This is a genomic window from Ferruginibacter sp. HRS2-29 (genome assembly GCF_024343615.1).
Lineage (GTDB): Bacteria > Bacteroidota > Bacteroidia > Chitinophagales > Chitinophagaceae > Ferruginibacter.
Genome location: NZ_RJUB01000162.1, coordinates 14,606 through 35,426 on the forward strand (window position 1 = coordinate 14,606; position 20,821 = coordinate 35,426).

16 protein-coding genes are annotated in these 20,821 nt (G+C 43.2%); 11 read left to right on the plus strand and 5 right to left on the minus strand.

The features are described from left to right. Positions 1–55: 55 nt before the first annotated feature. Positions 56–1,627, minus strand: a complete 1,572-nt coding sequence (locus EGI32_RS20180) for a T9SS type A sorting domain-containing protein (RefSeq protein ID WP_255157474.1) — start codon at positions 1,625–1,627, stop codon at positions 56–58. A 283-nt stretch (positions 1,628–1,910) separates the two neighbouring features. On the opposite strand from EGI32_RS20180, the gene EGI32_RS20185 reads away from it, so the two are divergent. Then, positions 1,911–4,271 carry an outer membrane beta-barrel family protein gene (locus EGI32_RS20185; RefSeq protein ID WP_255157475.1) on the plus strand — a complete coding sequence of 787 codons (2,361 nt, stop codon included), beginning with the start codon at positions 1,911–1,913 and terminating at the stop codon, positions 4,269–4,271. A 22-nt stretch (positions 4,272–4,293) separates the two neighbouring features. Here the strand turns inward: EGI32_RS20185 and EGI32_RS20190 are convergent, their stop codons facing one another. Genes EGI32_RS20190 through EGI32_RS20200 form a run of 3 tightly spaced genes read right to left on the minus strand, consistent with a single transcriptional unit; the run spans position 4,294 to position 6,007 of the window. Then, positions 4,294–5,145 carry a hypothetical protein gene (locus EGI32_RS20190; RefSeq protein WP_255157476.1) on the minus strand — a complete coding sequence of 284 codons (852 nt, stop codon included), beginning with the start codon at positions 5,143–5,145 and terminating at the stop codon, positions 4,294–4,296. Between the two features lie 5 nt (positions 5,146–5,150). Continuing rightward, positions 5,151–5,615 (minus strand): hypothetical protein, encoded by a 465-nt coding sequence (locus EGI32_RS20195; RefSeq protein WP_255157477.1) that lies wholly within the window; start codon positions 5,613–5,615, stop codon positions 5,151–5,153. Between the two features lie 5 nt (positions 5,616–5,620). Next, on the minus strand, positions 5,621–6,007 hold the full coding sequence (locus EGI32_RS20200; protein WP_255157478.1) for a VOC family protein: 387 nt from the start codon (positions 6,005–6,007) through the stop codon (positions 5,621–5,623). 357 nt (positions 6,008–6,364) lie between these two features. Between EGI32_RS20200 and hppD the strand changes: the two genes are divergently transcribed. From hppD to EGI32_RS20225, 5 genes are all read left to right on the plus strand, one after another. Further along, complete coding sequence (gene hppD / locus EGI32_RS20205) at positions 6,365–7,492, plus strand: 4-hydroxyphenylpyruvate dioxygenase (RefSeq protein WP_255157479.1); 1,128 nt, start codon at positions 6,365–6,367, stop codon at positions 7,490–7,492. A gap of 191 nt (positions 7,493–7,683) precedes the next feature. Continuing rightward, entirely contained in the window at positions 7,684–10,878 is a 3,195-nt protein-coding gene (locus tag EGI32_RS20210; RefSeq protein WP_255157480.1) for a SusC/RagA family TonB-linked outer membrane protein, read from the plus strand. Between the two features lie 19 nt (positions 10,879–10,897). Continuing rightward, complete coding sequence (locus tag EGI32_RS20215; RefSeq protein ID WP_255157481.1) at positions 10,898–12,337, plus strand: SusD/RagB family nutrient-binding outer membrane lipoprotein; 1,440 nt, start codon at positions 10,898–10,900, stop codon at positions 12,335–12,337. 163 nt (positions 12,338–12,500) lie between these two features. Next, on the plus strand, positions 12,501–13,967 hold the full coding sequence (locus tag EGI32_RS20220) for a calcineurin-like phosphoesterase family protein (RefSeq protein WP_255157482.1): 1,467 nt from the start codon (positions 12,501–12,503) through the stop codon (positions 13,965–13,967). Between the two features lie 465 nt (positions 13,968–14,432). Beyond that, the gene (locus EGI32_RS20225; protein WP_255157483.1) at positions 14,433–15,203 is read left to right on the plus strand and encodes a murein L,D-transpeptidase family protein; all 771 of its coding nucleotides are present in this window, start codon (positions 14,433–14,435) and stop codon (positions 15,201–15,203) included. Positions 15,204–15,317: 114 nt separating this feature from the next. On the opposite strand, the gene EGI32_RS20230 is transcribed toward EGI32_RS20225, so the two are convergent. Further along, positions 15,318–16,583 (minus strand): aspartate kinase, encoded by a 1,266-nt coding sequence (locus tag EGI32_RS20230; RefSeq protein ID WP_255157484.1) that lies wholly within the window; start codon positions 16,581–16,583, stop codon positions 15,318–15,320. A gap of 180 nt (positions 16,584–16,763) precedes the next feature. On the opposite strand from EGI32_RS20230, the gene fbp reads away from it, so the two are divergent. The 5 genes from fbp to EGI32_RS20255 all read left to right on the plus strand — a co-directional run bounded on the left by fbp (position 16,764) and on the right by EGI32_RS20255 (position 20,783). Next, a complete protein-coding gene (fbp, locus tag EGI32_RS20235; protein WP_255157485.1) occupies positions 16,764–17,828 on the plus strand; it encodes a class 1 fructose-bisphosphatase in 1,065 nt (354 codons plus the stop codon). A gap of 176 nt (positions 17,829–18,004) precedes the next feature. Further along, positions 18,005–18,766: an ABC transporter ATP-binding protein gene (locus EGI32_RS20240; protein WP_255157486.1), complete on the plus strand. Its 762-nt coding sequence runs from the start codon at positions 18,005–18,007 to the stop codon at positions 18,764–18,766. A gap of 47 nt (positions 18,767–18,813) precedes the next feature. Then, positions 18,814–19,557: an FKBP-type peptidyl-prolyl cis-trans isomerase gene (locus tag EGI32_RS20245; RefSeq protein WP_255157487.1), complete on the plus strand. Its 744-nt coding sequence runs from the start codon at positions 18,814–18,816 to the stop codon at positions 19,555–19,557. Beyond that, entirely contained in the window at positions 19,557–20,084 is a 528-nt protein-coding gene (locus tag EGI32_RS20250; protein ID WP_255157488.1) for a YfiT family bacillithiol transferase, read from the plus strand. The genes EGI32_RS20245 and EGI32_RS20250 overlap by 1 nt, the downstream gene beginning before the upstream one ends. A gap of 153 nt (positions 20,085–20,237) precedes the next feature. Continuing rightward, a complete protein-coding gene (locus EGI32_RS20255; protein ID WP_255157489.1) occupies positions 20,238–20,783 on the plus strand; it encodes an NUDIX hydrolase in 546 nt (181 codons plus the stop codon). The last annotated feature ends 38 nt before the right edge of the window (positions 20,784–20,821 follow it).

Consider the following 20,821-nt stretch of genomic DNA (forward strand, 5'->3'; position numbering starts at 1 on the left):
TATCATAAAAAAGCCGGTCATCCTGCGATAACCGGCTGAAGTAAGCGGGAATATTTTATTTCTTCACAAACGGAATTGTAAACTTTTCTCCGGTTTCGTTTTGCGCTACAAAAAAATATGTTCCCGGGATCAAGCTTTTTATATCAAGAGTGCTAAGGCTCGTACCCCTGTTTATCTGTGCTGTGTTTATCAGCATTTCTTTACCGGTGGCATTGAATATCCTGATGGTATAACGACCATTGTTAGCAATGTTGCTCCAGCGTGCTGTCAGCGTTTGGGTGACCTGCATGCTATTGAGCAGCACAACACGTGATAATTCGCTGCAGGTAGTGTTTTTTTGCAGAATTTGTGAATAGGTGATTCTTCCATCATTATCTACTGCTTTTACTCTTGCGGTCACTAAGTTCCCGTCTACAGGAATAGACAAAGAATAAGTGTATCCATTTACGGCATTGATCGCTGGCAGGTTGCCGGCATTTACAAATACACCTTCTGCATTTCTTACTTCAAGCTCATAACGGTTTACATTGATTTCCTGGGCAATCACCCATTCGTAAGTGATCTCGCAGCGGTTTTCATTTGCCCTGAAAGACTGGAAAGTTACTGGAGTCGGACCCGCCGATATACCACCACATGTTGCCAGGTCGCCTCTCAAAGGTGACGGCACAGAAGCTGGATTCAATAATGTAATACCACCCGTATAAACACCGGTTGCTGGTGAAACTGCTTTATAAGTGGCACCACCGGTAAACAATACCAGGAGATCACCTGTGAATGCTATGGCTACGCCTGCAACTTCATTACTGGCATTTGCAAAACCCAACACTTGTGAAGGATAACAGGTAACCGTACCTGTAACCGGATCGGCGCTTAACAATTGTCCTTTGAAAATGCCCGAATTAGCGGGGTACTCAAAAGTCACATATGTATATAATTTATTGTCGGTCACGTTAAAAGCCAGATCCCTGAGACCGGTATTTTGCGCACTTTCCGGCGATACTGCCTGCTGAAGTGTATTCAGGTATTCACCGCAGGCGGCATTGCCAAAATTCAGTTTGGTATAAGTCGGCGAAATGGTACCTGTTCCGGCGGGTAGCGCTGTTGGGTTGATCTTTCCGATGTAAAATTCAAATGGGTTCAACGAAGGTGGATTTATATTAATAAATGCTGATAAGCCGGAGAAATAATAATTCCCGCTGTTGTCAAAAGTGCCAGCCGCCGGATTCACAAAAGAAAGTAAAGGAAAATTTACGCCGGGTGATGCCAGAACGCCTACCTGCTGTATTGCATAATTACTTCCCATCCTGTAGAAACGTGGTAACAATCCCGGGTTGATACCGTAGAGAAAACCGTCGGCAGCATTAAGGCCTACAGCATTCATGTCAAAATTAAGCGCCTGAAACTGGGGATTTTTCAAAGGGCCGCCTGGTATCAAAGTGCCGGCGCCGGTTACCGGACTTATGTTGTAAAAACTAACGGGTTCGTTTTGATAATTATTATTACCTGTCCTGGTTACAGCAATTGCACGCGCAGGGCAGCCGGTGAAGGGGGTTAAAGACTGTGAGTATGCGTTGGTGGCAGATAATGTTACCATAAAAGCAACGGCCAAATGTCTAGATAATCTCATGTGTAGTAATTTTAAATAAAAAAATAACCATGCCGTTAGGGGGCATGGTCTTAAATAGTTTGGAAGTACAATCATAGGTTGCACATGTCATGCCAAACACAGGGTAAAAGTCTTGTCAGGGCTTAATTAAGTGGATAATGTGCAAAACATTTCGAAAGTGAAGTTCAACCGTTTTTCCTCACCCTGATTTTAACGGAAATTGTGTGTGTTAGAAATTAAACTAATTATTTAGTTATAAAACGAATAGTTTAGTTTAGGTTTGTGTTTTATTAAATGATCAAGCATGTTTCGGACTTCAGCTTTGTACTTCCTGTTGATGATAAATGTTGGGATAGTGTCCGGGCAAAAAATGTATACAGGTTCGGTCGTTGATGATCATCAGAAGCCGGTAGCTTTTGTCTCGGTGGCCTTGTTGTATGACGACCGGTTCCTATCGGGCACAACCTGCGATGAAACCGGCGTCTTCCGTATTTCATATGATTTTGAGGATAAACAACGATATACCATCCGGCTATCGCAGACAGGTATGACTGATGTGTCACATGAATTCGTTTATCCCGATACGATGCCGAATGTTTTTATCATGCATCCGGATAGGAATTTACTGAACGATGTAACGGTAACGGCTAAACGCCCGTTGATCACCCGCAGATCTGACCGCTACATCATCAACATCGAAAACAGCCTGCTGGCAACTGGTAACTCGGGGCTGGAAGTTTTGCAGAAGTCGCCGGGGATCTGGGTAAACAGTGATGGCGCCATCCGCATGAAAGGCAACCAGGCTGTAACCGTCATGATCAACGATGTGGTGCAGCGGATGACATCGGATGAACTGGTAGAATATTTGAAAACACTGCGTTCAGAAGATATCAGCAAAATAGAAGTGATACAGAATCCGCCTTCGGAATTTGAAGCTTCCGGTTCGGGCGGCATCGTTCACATCATTTTAAAGAAGGCAAGAAAAAACGGGCTTAACGGATCGGTAAATAGTTTCAACCGCCTGCAAGGGAAGACCGCGTTTATCAATGGCGGCTTATCGCTGGATTACAAGATCAATCGTTTTTATATTTCCGGGGGGAGTTCTATTTCCCGCGACAGGAATGTTTCGACAGGGTTCACCAATGTCAGTTACCCCGACGAGGGGATCTACAATACTAATGGCAAACGCTATAACGACAACAGGCGGCAGCATTTCAGGGTGGGCATGGGCTATGATTTCAATCAGCAACAGTCGATCAGTATTCAATCTGCCGGCTTTGCCAACCAGTTTTTAAATAAATTTTACACAGCCAGTTATTATAAAGACCTGAATGAAGAAACTAACGGTAACGCCTACACGGACTGGATAAGAAAACCACTTTTTATCAGCACCACCTTAAATTATACCTGGAAAACGGATACTGCAGGATCTCTCTTCAAATTCATTGCCGATCATACTTACGGGAAGAAAACCGAAACCAATCTGTTCATCGCGGATTATAGCGATCCCTCACAAAACGCCACTTACCTTGTGAGTACCCCAACCGGTACAGGAATATTTTCCCTGCAGGGGGATTATACAAAAGTGCTGAGCAGTAAGATCCAGGTGAAGATGGGGATGAAATTTGCTTCGTCGGAAAAAGACAATGAGTTGATCAGGGAAGATAAGATTGATGATACCTGGGAAAAAGACACTGCGTTAAGCAATCATTTTATCTATCGCGAAAATATATGGATGTACTATGCTTCGATGGAAAGGATATGGGGCAATACCAGCCTGAAAGCCGGTATCCGTGCGGAACACACGATCTCAAAAGGGAATTCTATCACTTCGGAAGAAAAATTCAAACGCAGTTACCTGGGATTATTTCCTTCAGTTTTTATCACCCGGTCATTGAATGAAGCAAAAGGGAATTCTTTGTACCTGAATTATTCCCGGAGGTTGCAACGGCCCGGCTTCAGGGAGCTCAATCCATACCGCCTGCAATTCGATAATCATACTATCATGCTTGGAAACCCTTACCTGACGCCGCAATACACACATTCCATCGAAACGGGCGTCAACTTTCTCCGTGATTATTCTGCCTCTGTTTATCTCGCTGTTACCGAAAAAGTGATTGGTCAACTCGCTACAACTTTGCCTGGGAATAATATCGAATATAAATTTCAGAACCTTGATAAAAATACTGAATACGGGCTGATGCTTTCGTCGTCATTCAATATCCTGAAAGGATGGAATTCCACTAACGATGCATCGGTTTTTCATTCGGCTTATACCATTGGACAAAATTTAGTGAGACAAAACAATTTTTCGGCAAGGTCTATTCACAGTATCTCATTGCGCAAGATCATGGACGTCGAAATAGCAGCCGAATACAGGTCGGGGGCTGTGGTAGCCAATACAAAGTACGCAGGCCAGTTTTATTGCGACATCGGCCTTAGCAGAAAAGTATGGAAAGGAAAGGGCAGGGTAAGGCTTTATTGTTCAGACATTACCAACTCTTCGAGAGATAATGACGTGACGGATTATACCGGTACACATATTTATTTTTATCAAAAAAGACAAACGCGTAACCCGAGTATTTCATTCAGTTACAACTTCAGTTCGGGCAAAAAATTCAATGCTAAAAAAATCGAATCCGGCAATACTGATAACAGGAATTGATTTTGCTTTTGTAACAAAGAGTTTACCCTCCCGGTACCATCGGTGATGAACTTTCAAAGTCTTCCGACACATCATAATCATCCAGGATGAACATATTATTTAGCCATTTAGATTCTATCAGCCTGAACCGTGTTTTTCCTGTAAACTTCTTATAAGAGATCGTTTTTGTTCTTTCATCAAAATATATCTTATTGGCATCAGCCGGAGCGCTCATAAGGACTTCCATTTCACAGTCCAGCTGAAAATAATTCCGTTGTTTTACAAATACTTTTTTATTGTAATTTCCCGGAACCTGGCCGAAAGCTTCGCCCCTGAACGCGGGCATCATCTTCCAGGTTTTTCCTGTGGTAAGAAAAACCACAGCCTGTTTGCTGGTATTACGGTCGCCCGTTTTTTCTATCAATAAAACATGAGTGCTATCCAGGCCATAAATGTTTTCAACATAAGGAGTGATGGCATTTCCTTCATACACGATGCTGTTGGCCGCTACATCTTTGATCACATAATTTCGTTTGGCGTACGATACATAACTGTATACCACATACGCCTTTTTGTTTGCCGTAAAATCGGAAACATATAGTTCAATGCGGTTGTCCAGGTTACTGAACCTGCGGTTGGGCAATCCACGATCCTGCACCAGTTTTTCATACTGCTGGCTATTTGGGGCTAATGCAAAAGTCTTGAAAGACTGATCAGCTTTCCGCATGAATTTTTCCTGATTGGCTTTATTGAGTGGTAAAGAATCAAATTTTTTCAATAAAAAGTCGATGTAGAAATTGAGGTCTTTTTTGAAAGCTGTTATTTCTTTTTCCTGCGCCTGTAAAGCGTTTGAACAAAAAAAAGCAACTAGTAGTATAAGTAAAAACTTCGTCATAGAAATTATTGATTGTTTTGTTTTTGAAATTTCTGACCCATCGAAATTATCACCTGGGTTTTGAGTGTTGTAAAATAACCCGTATTGAATTTTTCGGTCGCTTGCATAAGCATTATCGTATCAGCAGTGATGCTGGTGTGCTGATCTGTCAGAATATCATTGAATCCGTGAATCCTGTTTTTTAGATCAATTTCCTGTTCTTTTGTTACCGGGTATTTTTGGTTCATCAGGGTATCAACAAACATCATCAGATCCCTGCCCATAAAACTGATCTTTGAGGCGTTCCTGATCTTTTCTGTATTCATCAATACGGTTAAACTGTCGTTTGATCTTTTCAACGAATTATCGACGGTCTTGAATTCTTCAAGAATGGCATCAGATCTTTTTCTCGCTTTGTTTGCAATTAAGAGAAAAGTGATGCAGAGCAATGCAAAAACAACCAGGCTAAAAAATACAAGCTTGTTTTTCATGTCAATTAAATTACGGAAGTGATCCACCAGGTATTTCCAAAAGGGTCTTCAATGCCACCACTGAGCCCGTACGGCTGTTCAGATAGAGGAGTTACCGCTTTTCCGCCGTTATCGAGTGCTTTTTTGTAAGTGTCTGTCGCGTCACTTACAAAAATGAATAACCCGGCATTTTGTGGGGGATAATCGTTCGTCGCTTCCGCCAGCATGATGGTATTGGTTCCGCAAAGCATGATCTCAGCATGCATGATAGTAGTTTCGTCCCGCATTATTTTCTGAAGCTCGGTAGCATCAAAAACAGTTTTCACAAAAACGATAAATCCCGCCGCATCTTTCAGGATCAGGTAGGGCATCACGGGTTGATAATTTGCAGGGATCTTTAGATTGTTAATCATAGTTCTAAAGTTATGTATTTTCTTAGTTCGATGAGGGATTAGCGATTAGTGTTTAGGTTTAGAGGCTTTGAAAGTTTAGAAGTCATCTGAATTCGGCAATTTCCTTACCTTTACGCCTCATGCAACCCGATTACGCACATAAGATATTTGGCGACAAACGATTCAGCTACTCCCTGCTGATGATGGCGCTTGCGATGGATAAGGGTAATTCATAGTTGATAATGGATAATTGATAATGTTTTCGGATTGAAGTCTGTTCAAATATCAAATGATTTACGGTGGAAGCATTATCCATTGTTCCGTTATCCATTCCCCGGATAATATAATTTCAAGAATAAAAAATTAAAATATATTAGAATGAATTCAACTGCCCCAGCATCAACCATTGCTGCCACCACCGATTTTCTTCCGCTTCATGGCACAGACTATGTAGAATTTTACGTGGGTAACGCCAAGCAAGCTGCACATTTTTATAAAACTGCTTTTGGCTTTCAAAGCCTTGCCTATGCCGGGCCGGAGACCGGGCAAATGGATAGGGTGAGTTATGTGATACGTCAGAATAAACTCACTTTCATGCTCACAACACCATTGCGCCCGGGTAATGAAATCGCCGATCATATCAGCAAACATGGTGATGGTGTAAAAATGCTGGCATTGATAGTAGACGATGCTACGGATGCCTGGCATCAAACAACCAGTCGCGGTGGAAAGAGTTATGTAGAGCCTTACAAATTAAACGATGAAAATGGCGAGATCGTGATCAGTGGTATCCATACTTACGGTGAAACGGTACATCTTTTTATCGAACGTAAAAATTATAATGGTTTATTCATGCCGGGCTTCCGCAAATGGGAGAGCAACTACAATCCACCATCGGCGGGGCTTTTGTACGTGGATCATTGTGTAGGCAATGTTGGCTGGAACCAGATGAATCCATGGGTGAAGTTTTATGAAGAAGTGATGGGCTTTAAAAATATATTGAGTTTTGATGACAACGATATCAGTACCGAATACAGTGCTCTGATGAGTAAAGTGATGAGTAACGGTAACGGCTACGTGAAATTTCCGATCAACGAACCTGCTGAAGGAAAGAAGAAAAGCCAGGTAGAAGAATACCTGGATTTTTACAATGGTGAAGGGGTGCAGCATGTGGCTATCGCAACAAATAACATCATTGAAACTGTTACGGATCTGCAAAACCGTGGCGTTGAATTTTTGAAAGTGCCGGCCAGTTATTATGCAGATGTATTGGATCGGGTAGGCAAGATCGATGAAGACCTGCAGCCACTCAGCGAATTGGGTATCCTGATCGATAAAGATGAGGAAGGTTATCTTTTGCAGATATTCAGTAAACCACTACAAGACAGGCCTACATTGTTTTTCGAGATCATACAACGTAAAGGGGCCAAAAGTTTTGGTAAAGGAAACTTCAAAGCATTGTTTGAAGCATTGGAAAGGGAACAGGATGCACGGGGAAACCTATAGTCAATTACGAATTAAGAATTAAGAATGCAGATCCCGCGGTGGCGGGATTTTTTTATTCATATGTTTTCTTCACTTATAAATTTATTTTATAATTATTGATTCGTTAACCTTCCCGAAACATTCTCGTAAGATTGTGTTAACCATTTAGAAACATGATGCAGTGACTTTTGTACCCGAATAAAAACTACATCATGAAACTGCTTTTTACCTACCTATTTTTATGTTTAATGTGCATTGCACAAACAGCCTATCCCCAGGCTCCCGAGCGGGTGAATACCACCGCTCCTATTACCATCAACGGTGTTGTGACAGACGCTGCAGGCAAGCCTGTAGCAGATCTCAGCGTTACCAACGATACTGATAAAACCTTGGGCCTTACCAATAAGGAAGGGCGTTTTACCGTAACAACGACCAATGGGAGCCGCCTGCATGTTTCCGGTATCGGCTTTGCTACCCATACTTTTACAGCCAATCCGAATAATGCTGCGATCAATATCAACATTAAGCCAGATAGTAAAAATATGGATGAAGTGGTAGTGACGGCATTGGGCATTACCCGCAGGGAAAAATCATTGGGATATGCTACACAGACACTCGACTCCAAAGCCATGAACGACGCACGTTCCAACAACTGGTCGGATGCCCTGAATGGAAAAATTGCCGGTGTAAATCTCACCTCCTCCGGTTCCGGGCCGGTAAATTCCACCAGGATAAATCTTCGTGGTGACGTGTCGTTGAATCCTAATAACAACAGCGCATTGATCGTTGTAGATGGTGTGCCGGTGAACAGTGACCTTACCACTTCAGGTGTTGAGAATGCCTACGGTGCGGGATCGGGTAATGACGTGCCGATCGATTTCGGTAACGGTATTTCCAACATCAATCCCGATGATATCGAAAGTGTGACTACGCTTAAAGGGCCTGGTGCTACGGCATTGTACGGTAGCCGTGCCGCCAACGGTGCTGTGTTGATCACCACCAAATCCGGTGCTGCAAAAAAGAATGGCATCGGCGTTACTTTTAATTCCAACACAAGTGTGAATACTGTTTTGAAGTGGCCGGACTATCAATACCAATACGGACAAGGTACCGGCAAGGCTTTGAATACTGCGGGACAATTTTATTATTCTTACGGTGCTTCTGCAGATGGTGCAAGTACCAGCGGAACGAGCAGCGCGTTCGGGCCAAAATTCAACGGGCAAATGTATTACCAGTTTGATCCGGTACGCCAGGGGCAAGGGCTGGAGCGTACTTTGTGGAGGCCGTACACAGATAATATCAAAGGATTCTGGAGAACCGGTTCCACTTTTACCAACAATATTTCTTTAGAAGGGGGCAATGATAAAAACTCGGGACGTGTGTCTGTTACCCATTCGAAAAATGAATGGATCATGCCAAATACAGGATACGAGCGTATTTCAGTACAGACAAGCTTTAGTCTTAAAGTATCAGAAAGATTAAAGATCAGTTCTAAGATCAATTACACCAACATGAAGAGTGACAATCTTCCTGCCACAGGTTATAATAACCAGTCGATCGCATATTTCATGATCTTCCAGAATCCGAACGTCAATCTGAAATGGTATGAAGCCCGTTGGAAAAATGGACAGGAAGGGGTGGATCAACTGCATCCATACAGCAGTTTCATTGACAATCCATATCTCATCGCATATGAAATGACGAATGCAGTCAGGAAGAACAATGTGATAGGAACAGTGTCTGCAAATTATAACATCAATAAAAATTTCGATCTGATGTTACGCACTGCGCTTGACCTTACTACAGATAAACGCCAGCAGAAAAGGCCGTTCAGTACCGCGAATTTCCTGAAAGGTTATTACAGGACGCAGAACATCATGCAGACTGAAATAAATAGTGATTTCCTTTTGAGTTATCATATGGCCCGCAAAAGCAAGCTGACTTTCAATGCATCCATCGGTGCAAATAACAGGACAGATCATTACGACCGTGTAGACGGATATGTGGACGGGCTGGTTATCCCGGGAGTTTATAAATTAAGCAATGGTTTGGCGAGCCCGACGATGCTAACATTTGATCGTAACAAAACCGTAAACAGCGTCTACGGGTTGGCGTCAGTAGGATATAAAAACATTTACTTCCTGGATGTTACCGGTCGAAACGATTGGTCAAGTACGTTACCACAGAAGAACTGGTCGTTCTTTTATCCCTCCGTGAATGCGGCAGTGGTATTGTCGGATGCATTCAGATTGCCTGCCGTAGTTTCATTTGCAAAACTGAGATTGTCGGCGGCGCAGGCCGGTAACGATACTGATCCGTATCAGACCACCAAATATTATGGCACCAGCGAATTTCCAAGTTCAGGTTCTGTAAATACCACCTTGTTCAATGCCAACCTGAAGCCGGAAATTGCTACCAGTTATGAAGCAGGCCTGGATGTCCGTTTCTTCAAAGGTAGGCTGGGACTGGATCTTACGTATTATTCCAACAGAACAAAAAATCAGCTGGCGACGGTGCCCCTGGATCCTACAACAGGTTATCAATATGCTTTTGTAAATGTAGGTGAAGTGGGAAACAAGGGCGTGGAAGTTATATTGAAAGGCCAGCCGGTAAAATCTAAAAATTTCAACTGGTCAACCACCATCACCTGGTCGAAAAATAAAAATAAAGTTCTGTCACTGGCAGATGGTGTAACCAGCAAAGACATCGCTTATGGCGGAAACGCTACTATCAGGGCTACTGTAGGAGGTTCTACCGGTGATATCTGGGGCTTCGGTTTTGTACGCGATCCACAGGGTAATATCGTATACACAGCTGCCGGCCTGCCGGCTCGGCCCGCGGAAATAAAATATATCGGTAATGCCTATGCTGACTGGAAAGGCGGCATACAAAATGAATTCTCTTACAAAAATTACCGCATCAGTTTCCTGATCGATGGACAGTACGGCGGGCTGATCTATTCGCAGACGCATCATAAATCTACAGAGCAAGGTAAACTGCAGCATACACTTGCCGGGCGTGAAGAAAATTATATTATCGGTGTAGGCGTGGTGGATGATGGTACAGGCCATTATGTTCCGAATACGAAAAAAGTCCTGCCGGTTGATTATTATGCTGATTATTATCGCAGGGCGAATGTAGAGGCTAATTCATTTGATGCTTCTTATGTAAAACTGCGTGAGCTAAGGCTGGACTACACGTTGACTTCAGCTGTATTGGGCAAATCATTCATAAAGTCGGCCAGTGTCGGATTGTATGGCAGGGATCTTTTTATGATCACGAGCTTCCCGATATTCGATCCGCAGACAGCTTCTTCCCTGAATGGTGGAACATTAGTGCCGGGTGTGGAAATGGGGCAGTTGCCATCTACTACCACAATGGGTATCAACCTGACTCTTAAATTCTAATCATACCAAAATTTTCATTATGAAAAATTATATAAAAATATTTTCAGCTTTGCTGATAACGGGTACCGCATTGGTTTCCTGTACGAAAGATTTTGAATCTATCAATAAGGATCCCAACAGGATCGATCAGATCAGCCCGGGAACATTGCTGAACCCGATCATCTACGAAACAAGCAATTTTAATATGTTGCGCAGCGATGATATCACGTTTAACCTGATGCAGGTGGCGCTTCCTTATCCAAGCGCTTCGGGTGGCCTTCACCGTTATGATGTGTCTGAAAATATTGGTGGCTCAACGTGGAACACTTACTACCGCTGGCTTACCAACGTAAAGGAAATGTACCAGGCATCGGTAAAAGCAGGCGACCCGAACTACCAGGCCATTGCCTTGACATTGAATGCGTGGATATATGGAAATCTTACCGATTGTTTTGGTGATGTGCCAATGACTGAAGCCAGCAGGGGAGACGAAGGTTTGCTGAAACCGAAATTCAATACGCAGAAAGAAGTCTATACGAAGGTTCTTGCTGATCTTGATTCTGCAAATAAATTATTCAATACCTCCAAGACGATGATCTATGGTACTGATATCCTTTATGGGAACAATGTAACTAAATGGAAGAAATTCTGTAATTCGTTGCATATGCGTCTACTCCTCAGGGTTAGTAAAAAAACGGAGATGAATGCAATGGCGCAACTGAGGACAATCATTGATAACCCGACTATTTACCCGGTGTTTAGCGCTAATTCTGAAGCCGCTGTTCTTACCCTGACAGGGATCACGCCTTTGGCCGGTACATGGGGCAGGCCGGTTGATTTTACATCTTACCGTGCTGTAGGAAAATTCTTCCTCGATAGCCTGAATGCATTCAATGATCCCCGCAGGGCAAGGTTCGCCACACAGGCGAGAAATGCAGCAGGTTCTGCAAACATAGGCTACCAGGGTATTCCAAGTGGTTATACAGGAAGTGAAAACCAGTTCAATTACATTCCTTCCAATGTGAATGTTGCCATGGTGACTGCTCCCCACATCAATCCTATACTGCCTTACAGCGAAGTGGAACTGATCAGGGCGGAGGTAGAACTTTTTTACAACAATACCACAGCTGCGCAAACAGCTTATGAAAAAGGGGTGAAAGCTTCTGTTGAACAATGGGGCGCTGTTATGCCAGCGGACTATTTTACCAATCCGAATACTGCATTCAATAATACTTTGTCACGCATCCATATCCAGAAATATTATGCATTGATGTTTGTCGATTTTCAATCATGGTTCGAATATCGTCGCACGGGTTATCCTGTAATGCCGGTGGCTGCAGGGATGATGAACAATCAGAAAATACCTTCCCGGTTTTATTACCCGATCTCGATCCGCAACAGTAATACAGAAAACTATCATGCGGCGCTTGAATCAAACGGGCCTGATAATATCAATACAAAAGTGTGGTGGGCGCAGTAAAACCGACCACAGACCACTGACAACAGACAACCGTCCGTTCTTTAAATTTGAGTATTGTAATATCTCGGAAAGTCTATGTAGTTTTCAGCTTTAATGAACGAACGGTGGTCAGTAGTCCGTCGTCTGTCGTCGTTCTTAAAACTTCCAATCAAAAAAACTAACCATGTTAAGAAGAAACTTTTTAAAAAATATCGGGTTATTATCTGCAGCTTCTACAGTGCCTGTAAGCCTTAGTGCCAGCGGCCTGCAGGATTCCGAAGAGAACATCATCAGTGGTAAAGTGAGTTCCAAAGGGAAAGGTATAGCGAATGTAGTGGTGAGCGATGGTTATAATGTGGTGAAGACCGGGAGCGATGGAAGCTATCGATTTACGGCTAACCGCGGTGCAAGATTTGTACACGTATCATTGCCATCAGGTTACCAGGTGCCGCATGAAAAAGGCATCGCCCGTTTTTATAAAAAAATTGAAGCGGGAAATATCAGGCAGGTAGCCAATTTTGACCTGGAGAAGGGTAGTGAGGATGATAAACACGCGTTCATCGTTTGGGGTGATACGCAGATCCAGAGCGAGAAAGATGCAGAACTTCTAAAAACTATTTCGGCGCCCGATACCAAAGCCTGCATCACTACTTTGGGCAATCTCCCGGTCCATGGCATCGGTTGCGGTGATCTTGTATTTGATAAATTTGAATTGTTTGAAGATTATAAAGAAGCCGTGGCCATTACCGGCATTCCGTACTTCCAGCTCATCGGCAATCACGATATGGATTACACTGCCCGCACGGATGAAGGATCTCAGGCTACCTATGAATCACATTTCGGGCCTACCTGGTATTCATTCAACCGTGGTAAAATCCATTACGTAGTATTGGATGATGTATTTTTCATCGGCCTGGCGCACCGTTATATCGGTTACCTCACCGAAACTCAACTGAGCTGGCTGGAGAAAGATCTTCGCCATGTTGCTGCCGGAACTACAGTGGTGGTTTGTCTGCACATACCTACCTGGAACGGGGTGAAAGTTTCCAAAGGCGCCAAGGAGGCCGATCTTGGCGGAATGGTGAGCAATCGCGAAGCTTTGTATGCATTGCTGAAAGATTACAAAGTGCATATCATGTCGGGGCATACGCACTATAACGAAAACTGGGAGAAGGGAAATATCATGGAACACAATCACGGTACAGTTTGCGGTGCATGGTGGACAGGCCCTGTATGCGGCGATGGTACGCCGAATGGATATGGCGTGTATACGGTTGATGGGGATAATATTTCGTGGTATTATAAATCTGTTGGTTTTGATAAAACCCATCAGTTATCTGTGTACGGAAAAAATTCTGTGAAAGAAAAACCTGCAGCGGTCATGGCAAATGTATGGAATTATGATCCTGCATGGAAAGTAGAATGGCTGGAGGATGGTGTCAATAAAGGTTCTATGGAACAATACAGCGGCCAGGATCCGCAGGCAGTGGCATTGTACCTCGGGCCTCAACTGCCGGCAAAACATACCTGGGTAGAGCCTGTGATCACGAATCATTTATTCATCGCCACACCTTCTGAAACCGCAAAAGAGATTGTGGTGAAAGCGACGGATAGGTTTGGAAATGTTTACACGGAGTCAATTAAGAATTAAGAATTGATCGAAGCCGAGAAAGGGAATCGCAGATTATTAAGGGATGAAGGGGATTGCACAGATTATTTCCTGCAGGCAGGAAATGAAAATGCAGTCGGTACAAGTTTGTTCCATTTTAAGGGGTATCAATTTTCACCAACTGCATTTAAATTTTTACGAAGTAAAAATAATCTGTGCAATCCCCTTCATCCCTTAATAATCTGCGATCCTGTTTTCGCTTAGCTCTTCGCATCCATTCGTAATTCGTAATTCGTAATTCGTAATTCGTAATTCGTAATTCGTAATTCGTAATTCGTAATTCGTAATTCGTAATTCGTAATTCGTAATTCGTAATTCGTAATTCGTAATTCGTAATTCGTAATTCATAATTCGTAATTGATCTTTTTTCTTTTTTAACAACCGATTTTCAATTTTTTGGCTATTTTAGCGTTCACAGGTATTGTAACCCCCAATCCTTTTTCTGTGATGAATCTAAAAAAGCTGCATTTTTTTGGCATTGTATCAGTAGCTACCTGCTTCAGTATCAATGTATCCGCTCAAGGCGCCAGTGCGCCCGATTTTAAATCGATGAATTCGCGTGCATCGGTTGTTTTCAGCAAAAAAGAAGATTCTGTAAGGGCTCAGTTTGAAAAACAAAAGCTGACCTGGCCACCAGAAGCTATGTATGTACGTTCCTTTAAATATGATCGCCAGCTGGAAGTGTGGGTAAAAGGAAATGCCGGGGAGCCGTACAAACTTTTTAAAACGTATAAGGTTTGTATGCAAAGCGGCACAATGGGGCCCAAAAGGGTAGAAGGCGATTACCAGGTGCCGGAAGGTTTTTATTACATCAACGAATTCAATCCGAACAGTAATTTTCATCTTTCGCTCGGGCTTAATTATCCGAATGCTTCTGACCGCATCCTCAGCGATTCACTCAGGCCGGGCAGTGCAATATATATCCATGGAAATTGTGTGAGCACCGGCTGCATCCCTATCAGCGACGAACCGATTGAAGAGTTGTACATTATCGCTTCTTATGTAAAAGCAAATGGACAGGAGTTCATTCCTGTGCACGTTTTCCCGGTCCGGTACAACGTAAAAAAATCTACTGAATATCTCGCAACCACCATCAAGGATAATGCTTATCTGCAGCAGTTCAACAAGAATATCAAAGAAGTTTTTGATTATTTTGAAACAAAGAAACAGCTGCCGGTTATTATGGTCAATAAAAGAGGCGAATACGTATACAATTAAGAATTGATAATTACGAATTACGAATTGTCTTTTAATAGAAAGGCCTTCATCGTTTGAAATGCTTCAAAAGATGAAGGCCTTTAATTTTATAGAACCATTCGTAATTCGTAATTGTTAATTCCTGATCAGCATTTGTACCGTTGTCATCGTCTTCTGCTGCAGCACCACCACCTTATCATTCGTCAGCAGATCGATCGTAGCTTCATCATAATGCCTGATCGTTATCAGCGAAAGATTTTTCTCCAGTTCAACATCAAATATTTCAGACGCGTCGGATGCCAGCTGAGCGATCTTTTCTTCCTTATCATCAAAACAACAGAGCAAAGAGATCGCGGTATTTTGTGAAAGGTTCGGACTGATCTTAATGTTGTCATAGATGCCGTGAAGCTGCTCTACTGGCTTGTCTTCCACGAAAGAGAAATCTTTTGATTTGAATTGTATCAGCACCTGGTTATCCTTTACCACAATCACTGGTGGAAGGTTTTTAGCAGCCTTGCCATCAATCACGGTTCCTTCAAGCGTCGGATCCAGGAAACTTTTTACCAGTAACGGAATGTTCTTATTCTGCAATGGCTTGATCGTTTTGGGATGGATCACCTGCGCACCATAATAAGCCATCTCGATCACTTCGGTGTAACTCAGGTGATGGATGTTGGTGGCGCTAGGAAATACTTTGGGATCGGCACTCATCACCGCTTCCACATCTTTCCAGATAGTTACGGAATCAGCTTTCAGCAGGTTGGCAAAAATCGCCGCCGTATAATCGCTCCCTTCGCGGCCAAGCGTGGTGCTTTCATTTTCATCGGTGCTGCCGATAAACCCCTGCGTGATAATGACATCGTATTTATCAAAAAGCGGTGAAATATTTTCAGCGATATTCTTTTCCGTAAAATCCCAGTCGATGCCCGCGTCGCGGAAATTGTTATCTGTGCGGATCACATCCCTCACATCTATCCACGTGGCGTTGGCCTTTTCTTCCACGAGATAATTACACAACAGGCTGCTGCTGAAAAGTTCGCCGCAGCAAACGATCTGGTCGTAATAATAATCGTAACCACGAACGGGTTTGTCGTGAAGCAGCCATTCTATTTCTGTAAAAAAATCCTTGAGCTGATTCTCCGCATGTAGCCATTGAACGGTGGTAAGAAATTTGACCAGTTGCAGATGGTTTTCTTTGATACCTTCAAATAATTTCAATGCATCTTCCTGCCTGCCTTCAAAAAAAGCATTCACCACAGATTCCAGTGCATTGGTGGTTTTGCCCATGGCAGAAACTACTACGAGCAGTTTTTCGCCGGCATGCTGCTGAATGATTTTGCCCGTATTTTTTATCCTCTCGAGATTGTTGATACTTGCCCCGCCAAATTTATATACTTTCATAAATGTATGATGTGTGATGTAGGATGTATGATCTATGGCTTCTCCGGTAGGAGCTGACTATAATTTTTTGAAGTCTTTACAAAATGAAAGACATCATACATCATACGTCATACATCACACATCTTTTGTACTTTTGATGTGCAAATCTAACTTCGTAAACTGTAAACAGAAAATTGTTTTATGGTAATCAATAGAAAAGTCCAGACCCTCGATGAATTCACCCTGCAGCAATTACGGGATTTCCCAAAAGCTACGGGAGAATTATCCAATCTTCTGAGAGATATCGGGCTTGCCGCCAAACGGATCAATGTAGAAGTAAATAAAGCAGGATTGGTCGATATCCTGGGCGATCACGGTTCCATGAATGTGCAGGGTGAAGAAGTGAAAAAGCTGGATATTTTTGCCAATAACCAACTGGTAGGGGTGTTGAGGCACGGGGTAAGTTGCGCAGGTATCGGCAGTGAAGAGCTGGACGATATCCTGGTATTTGACGATGAGATCAGCAATAAATCAAAATATGTGTGCCTTTTCGATCCGCTGGATGGAAGCAGCAATATTGATGTAAATGTGTCGATCGGTACCATCTTCAGCGTATTCCGCAGGGTGAGCGAACTAGGAAAACCCGCAACGGCAGAGGATTTTCTTCAGCCCGGCAATAAGCAGGTAGCGGCCGGATACGTGATCTATGGTTCGTCTACGATGCTGGTGTATGCAACCCGCAGGGGCGTGAATGGTTTTACCCTCGATCAATCTATCGGGGAGTTTACCCTCAGTCATCCCGATATAAAATGCCCGGAAAGCGGTAAATTCTACTCGGTCAACCATGGTAATTTTTTCCAGATGGATCAGAAAGTGAAGGAATATATCACCAATTGCCAGAAAAAAAATAAGACCAACGGCGGCCCCTACACGCAGCGTTATATCGGCAGTATGGTGGCCGATGTACACCGCAACCTGATAAAAGGCGGTATCTTCATGTATCCCGGCACGGTGGATAAACCAAAAGGCAAGCTACGATTGCTTTACGAGTGTAATCCATTCGCTTTTATCGTGGAAAAAGCGGGTGGCAAATCCAGCAATGGAATAGTGAACATCCTTGATATCCAGCCGAAAGAACTGCACGAAAGAGCGCCATTTTTTATCGGCAGCATGAAAATGATGGAGGAACTGGAAGATTTTTTGAGCGGTAAAAGGAGCGTGGAAATGAAGAATATTGTGTACTCTGAGGCGCCGGAAAGTGAATAGTGAATAGTGAATAGTGAATGGTGAATGGTGAATGGTGAAAGCTTCGGAGTGTTCACTATTGTTCGGACTAATTAATTTCTGCTTTTTGCCGTTCCGTAGGAACGTATTGTGGGTAGAAAAAAAATATCAGATTCTTCACCGTTCCGTAGGAACGTTTTGTAGGTAAATAATAACAAATGGAAAAGGTCATCATTTCAGTAAAAGATCTTGTCAAGAATTATGGCAATTTCGAAGCCGTGCGTTCTATCTCTTTTGATGTATTTGAAGGAGAAATATTCGGTTTGCTGGGGCCAAATGGCGCCGGCAAATCTACCACGCTGGAGATCATCGAAACCTTGCGCAGCAAGACAAGCGGATCCGTAAGTGTTGACGGCTTCGACCTCGACAAACAACCCGACGAGATCAAAAAGATCATTGGCGTTCAGCTCCAGACATCCGGTTTTTATCCCGGTTTGAATTTGCTGGAGTTGATCAGTATGTTCAGCGGATTATATAATAAAAAAGTGGATGCCATAGAGTTGCTCAAAAAAGTAAATCTCGAAGACAAGGCAAAAAATAAAAGTAAGGAATTGAGCGGCGGCCAGAAACAACGTTTTTCCATCGCCACCACATTGATCAATAACCCCAAGATCATCTTCCTCGATGAACCTACCACCGGGCTTGATCCGCAGGCCAGGCGCAATCTCTGGAATCTTATCAGGGAGATACGCAACAACGGTACTACGGTCATCATCACCACCCATTACATGGATGAGGCTGAGCAGTTGTGCGACCGCATCGCCATCATGGATAAAGGGCAGATCATTCAGCTCGCCTCACCTGATAAAATGATCGACGATCTTGTGGCTACCGGTTTTGAACGCCCCAAGCAGGTAAAAGCCGCCAATCTGGAAGACGTTTTTATACATTTAACAGGCAGGGAGATGCGGGATGAATAAAGTTCCTTTTATTTGCATTTTATATTTTATCAATAAATAAACGATTAATGAAGAAAGTTCTTATCTGTGCGTTGGCAGCTACGGCATTGGTATCTACCGCTGATGCGCAAACAAAAAAGCCAGCAAAACCGGCGGTTAAAACCGGCATCGCACCGGCTCCTGTGAAATCGATCATGAAGAACCTGAACGATAGTTTCAGCTACGCGGCTGGTATCAACATCGCTAATAGCATGAAGGAACAGGGGATCACAAAGCTCAATTCGTCGCTGATACAAAAAGCGATAGATGATGTGTTCACAGACAAAAAATTATTAATGACTCAAGAACAATGTGGTATGACTTTACAACAACAATTACAGGAATTTGCCCAGAAAAAAAGTGCAGCGCAAAGGGCAGCGGGAGAAGAATTCCTTGAACTCAATAAGAAAAAAGCAGGCGTAACTGTTTTGCCAAACGGTCTTCAATATGAAGTGCTGAAAGGTGGCGAAGTCAATGGTCCGAAGCCCAAAGCTGAAGATACCGTAGTAGTGCATTATGTAGGTACATTGACCGATGGCAAAGAATTTGATAACTCAGTGAAAAGGGGCGAACCTGCTACCTTCCCGCTGAACGGAGTGATCAGGGGCTGGACAGAGATCCTGCAGCTGATGCCACGCCAGGCAAAATGGAAAGTATATATCCCAAGCGAATTAGGTTATGGCGACAGGGGCGCAGGTGGCGCTATTCCTCCGGGTGCAGTGCTGATTTTCGAGATTGAATTACTGGACATCAAACCAGCAGTTAAAATGTAATGGAAGAATTAAAATATCCCATAGGGAAATATGTTGAGCAGCCATATTCTGACAAGCAATTGCAGGAATGGCTGCTTGACATTATGACCCTTCCCAACAGGCTCGAATATGCCGTGCTCAATCTTGATGAAGCACAATTGCAGACGCCTTACAGGCCCGGTGGCTGGACGGTGCACCAGGTAGTGCATCATGTGGCCGATAGTCACGTAAACGCATACACGCGTTTCAAGCTCGGGCTCACGGAAGATAACCCTGCCATCAAACCTTATGATGAAGAAGCATGGGCCGAACTTAGTGATACCACAAACCTGCCTGTCAATATTTCGCTCACCTTATTGCATGCGTTGCATAAGCGTCTGCACGAAGTCGTTAGCAACATAAAAAGCGGGCAATGGCAACGAACCATCTACCACCCGGGTTCTCAGCAGCAGATGACACTCTGGTACCTGCTGGGCTTGTATGCATGGCATGGAAAACATCATACAGCGCATATACTGACGCTGAGGGATAGGGAGAAATGGTGGTAATCAATTACGAATTACGAATTACGAATTACGAATTACGAATTACGATAGAATTTTTGCGTCGCAAATTATAAAATAAATAAAACAAAAATTGATTAGAATTACCAACCGAATGTCTCCCATTCGTAATTCGTAATTGATAATTGATAATTAATTATGTCCTTCAAAAAACTAACCTCCCGATACATCAGCAATCATCAATACTTCACTGCACGCGAAGACAGTTACGAAACAGCCGGCGGGAAAAAAGTGGATGCCTATTTTGTAGTGGAATTGCCTGCAAGCGCTTGTGCCATGGCTATTACAGAGAATAATGAAGTAGTGCTGGTGAACCAGTTCCGTTATCCCGTTGAAGATAATTTCATTGAGCTGCCGGGTGGTTTCATCGATGAAGGCGAACATGCACAACAGGGTATAGCAAGGGAATTATTGGAAGAAACCGGTTATTCATTCAGCAGTATACAATACCTGGGTATGACAGCCGCTAATCCCGGTGTGCTCAACAACTACACGCATATGTTCCTGGCATTGGGAGGGAAAAAAACTGCTGAGCAAACATTGGACAACAATGAAGAAATAGAGATCATGCTCAAGCCTTTGGATGAAGTGAGGAGGATGCTGGATCAGCATGAGATCAAACAGGCGATGCATGCACTGTGCCTTTTCTACGGGTTTCAGTTTTTGGAAAAGAATATAAAATAAGAAAGATAAAATAAGGAATAAGAAAGTCTGGTTTGCAA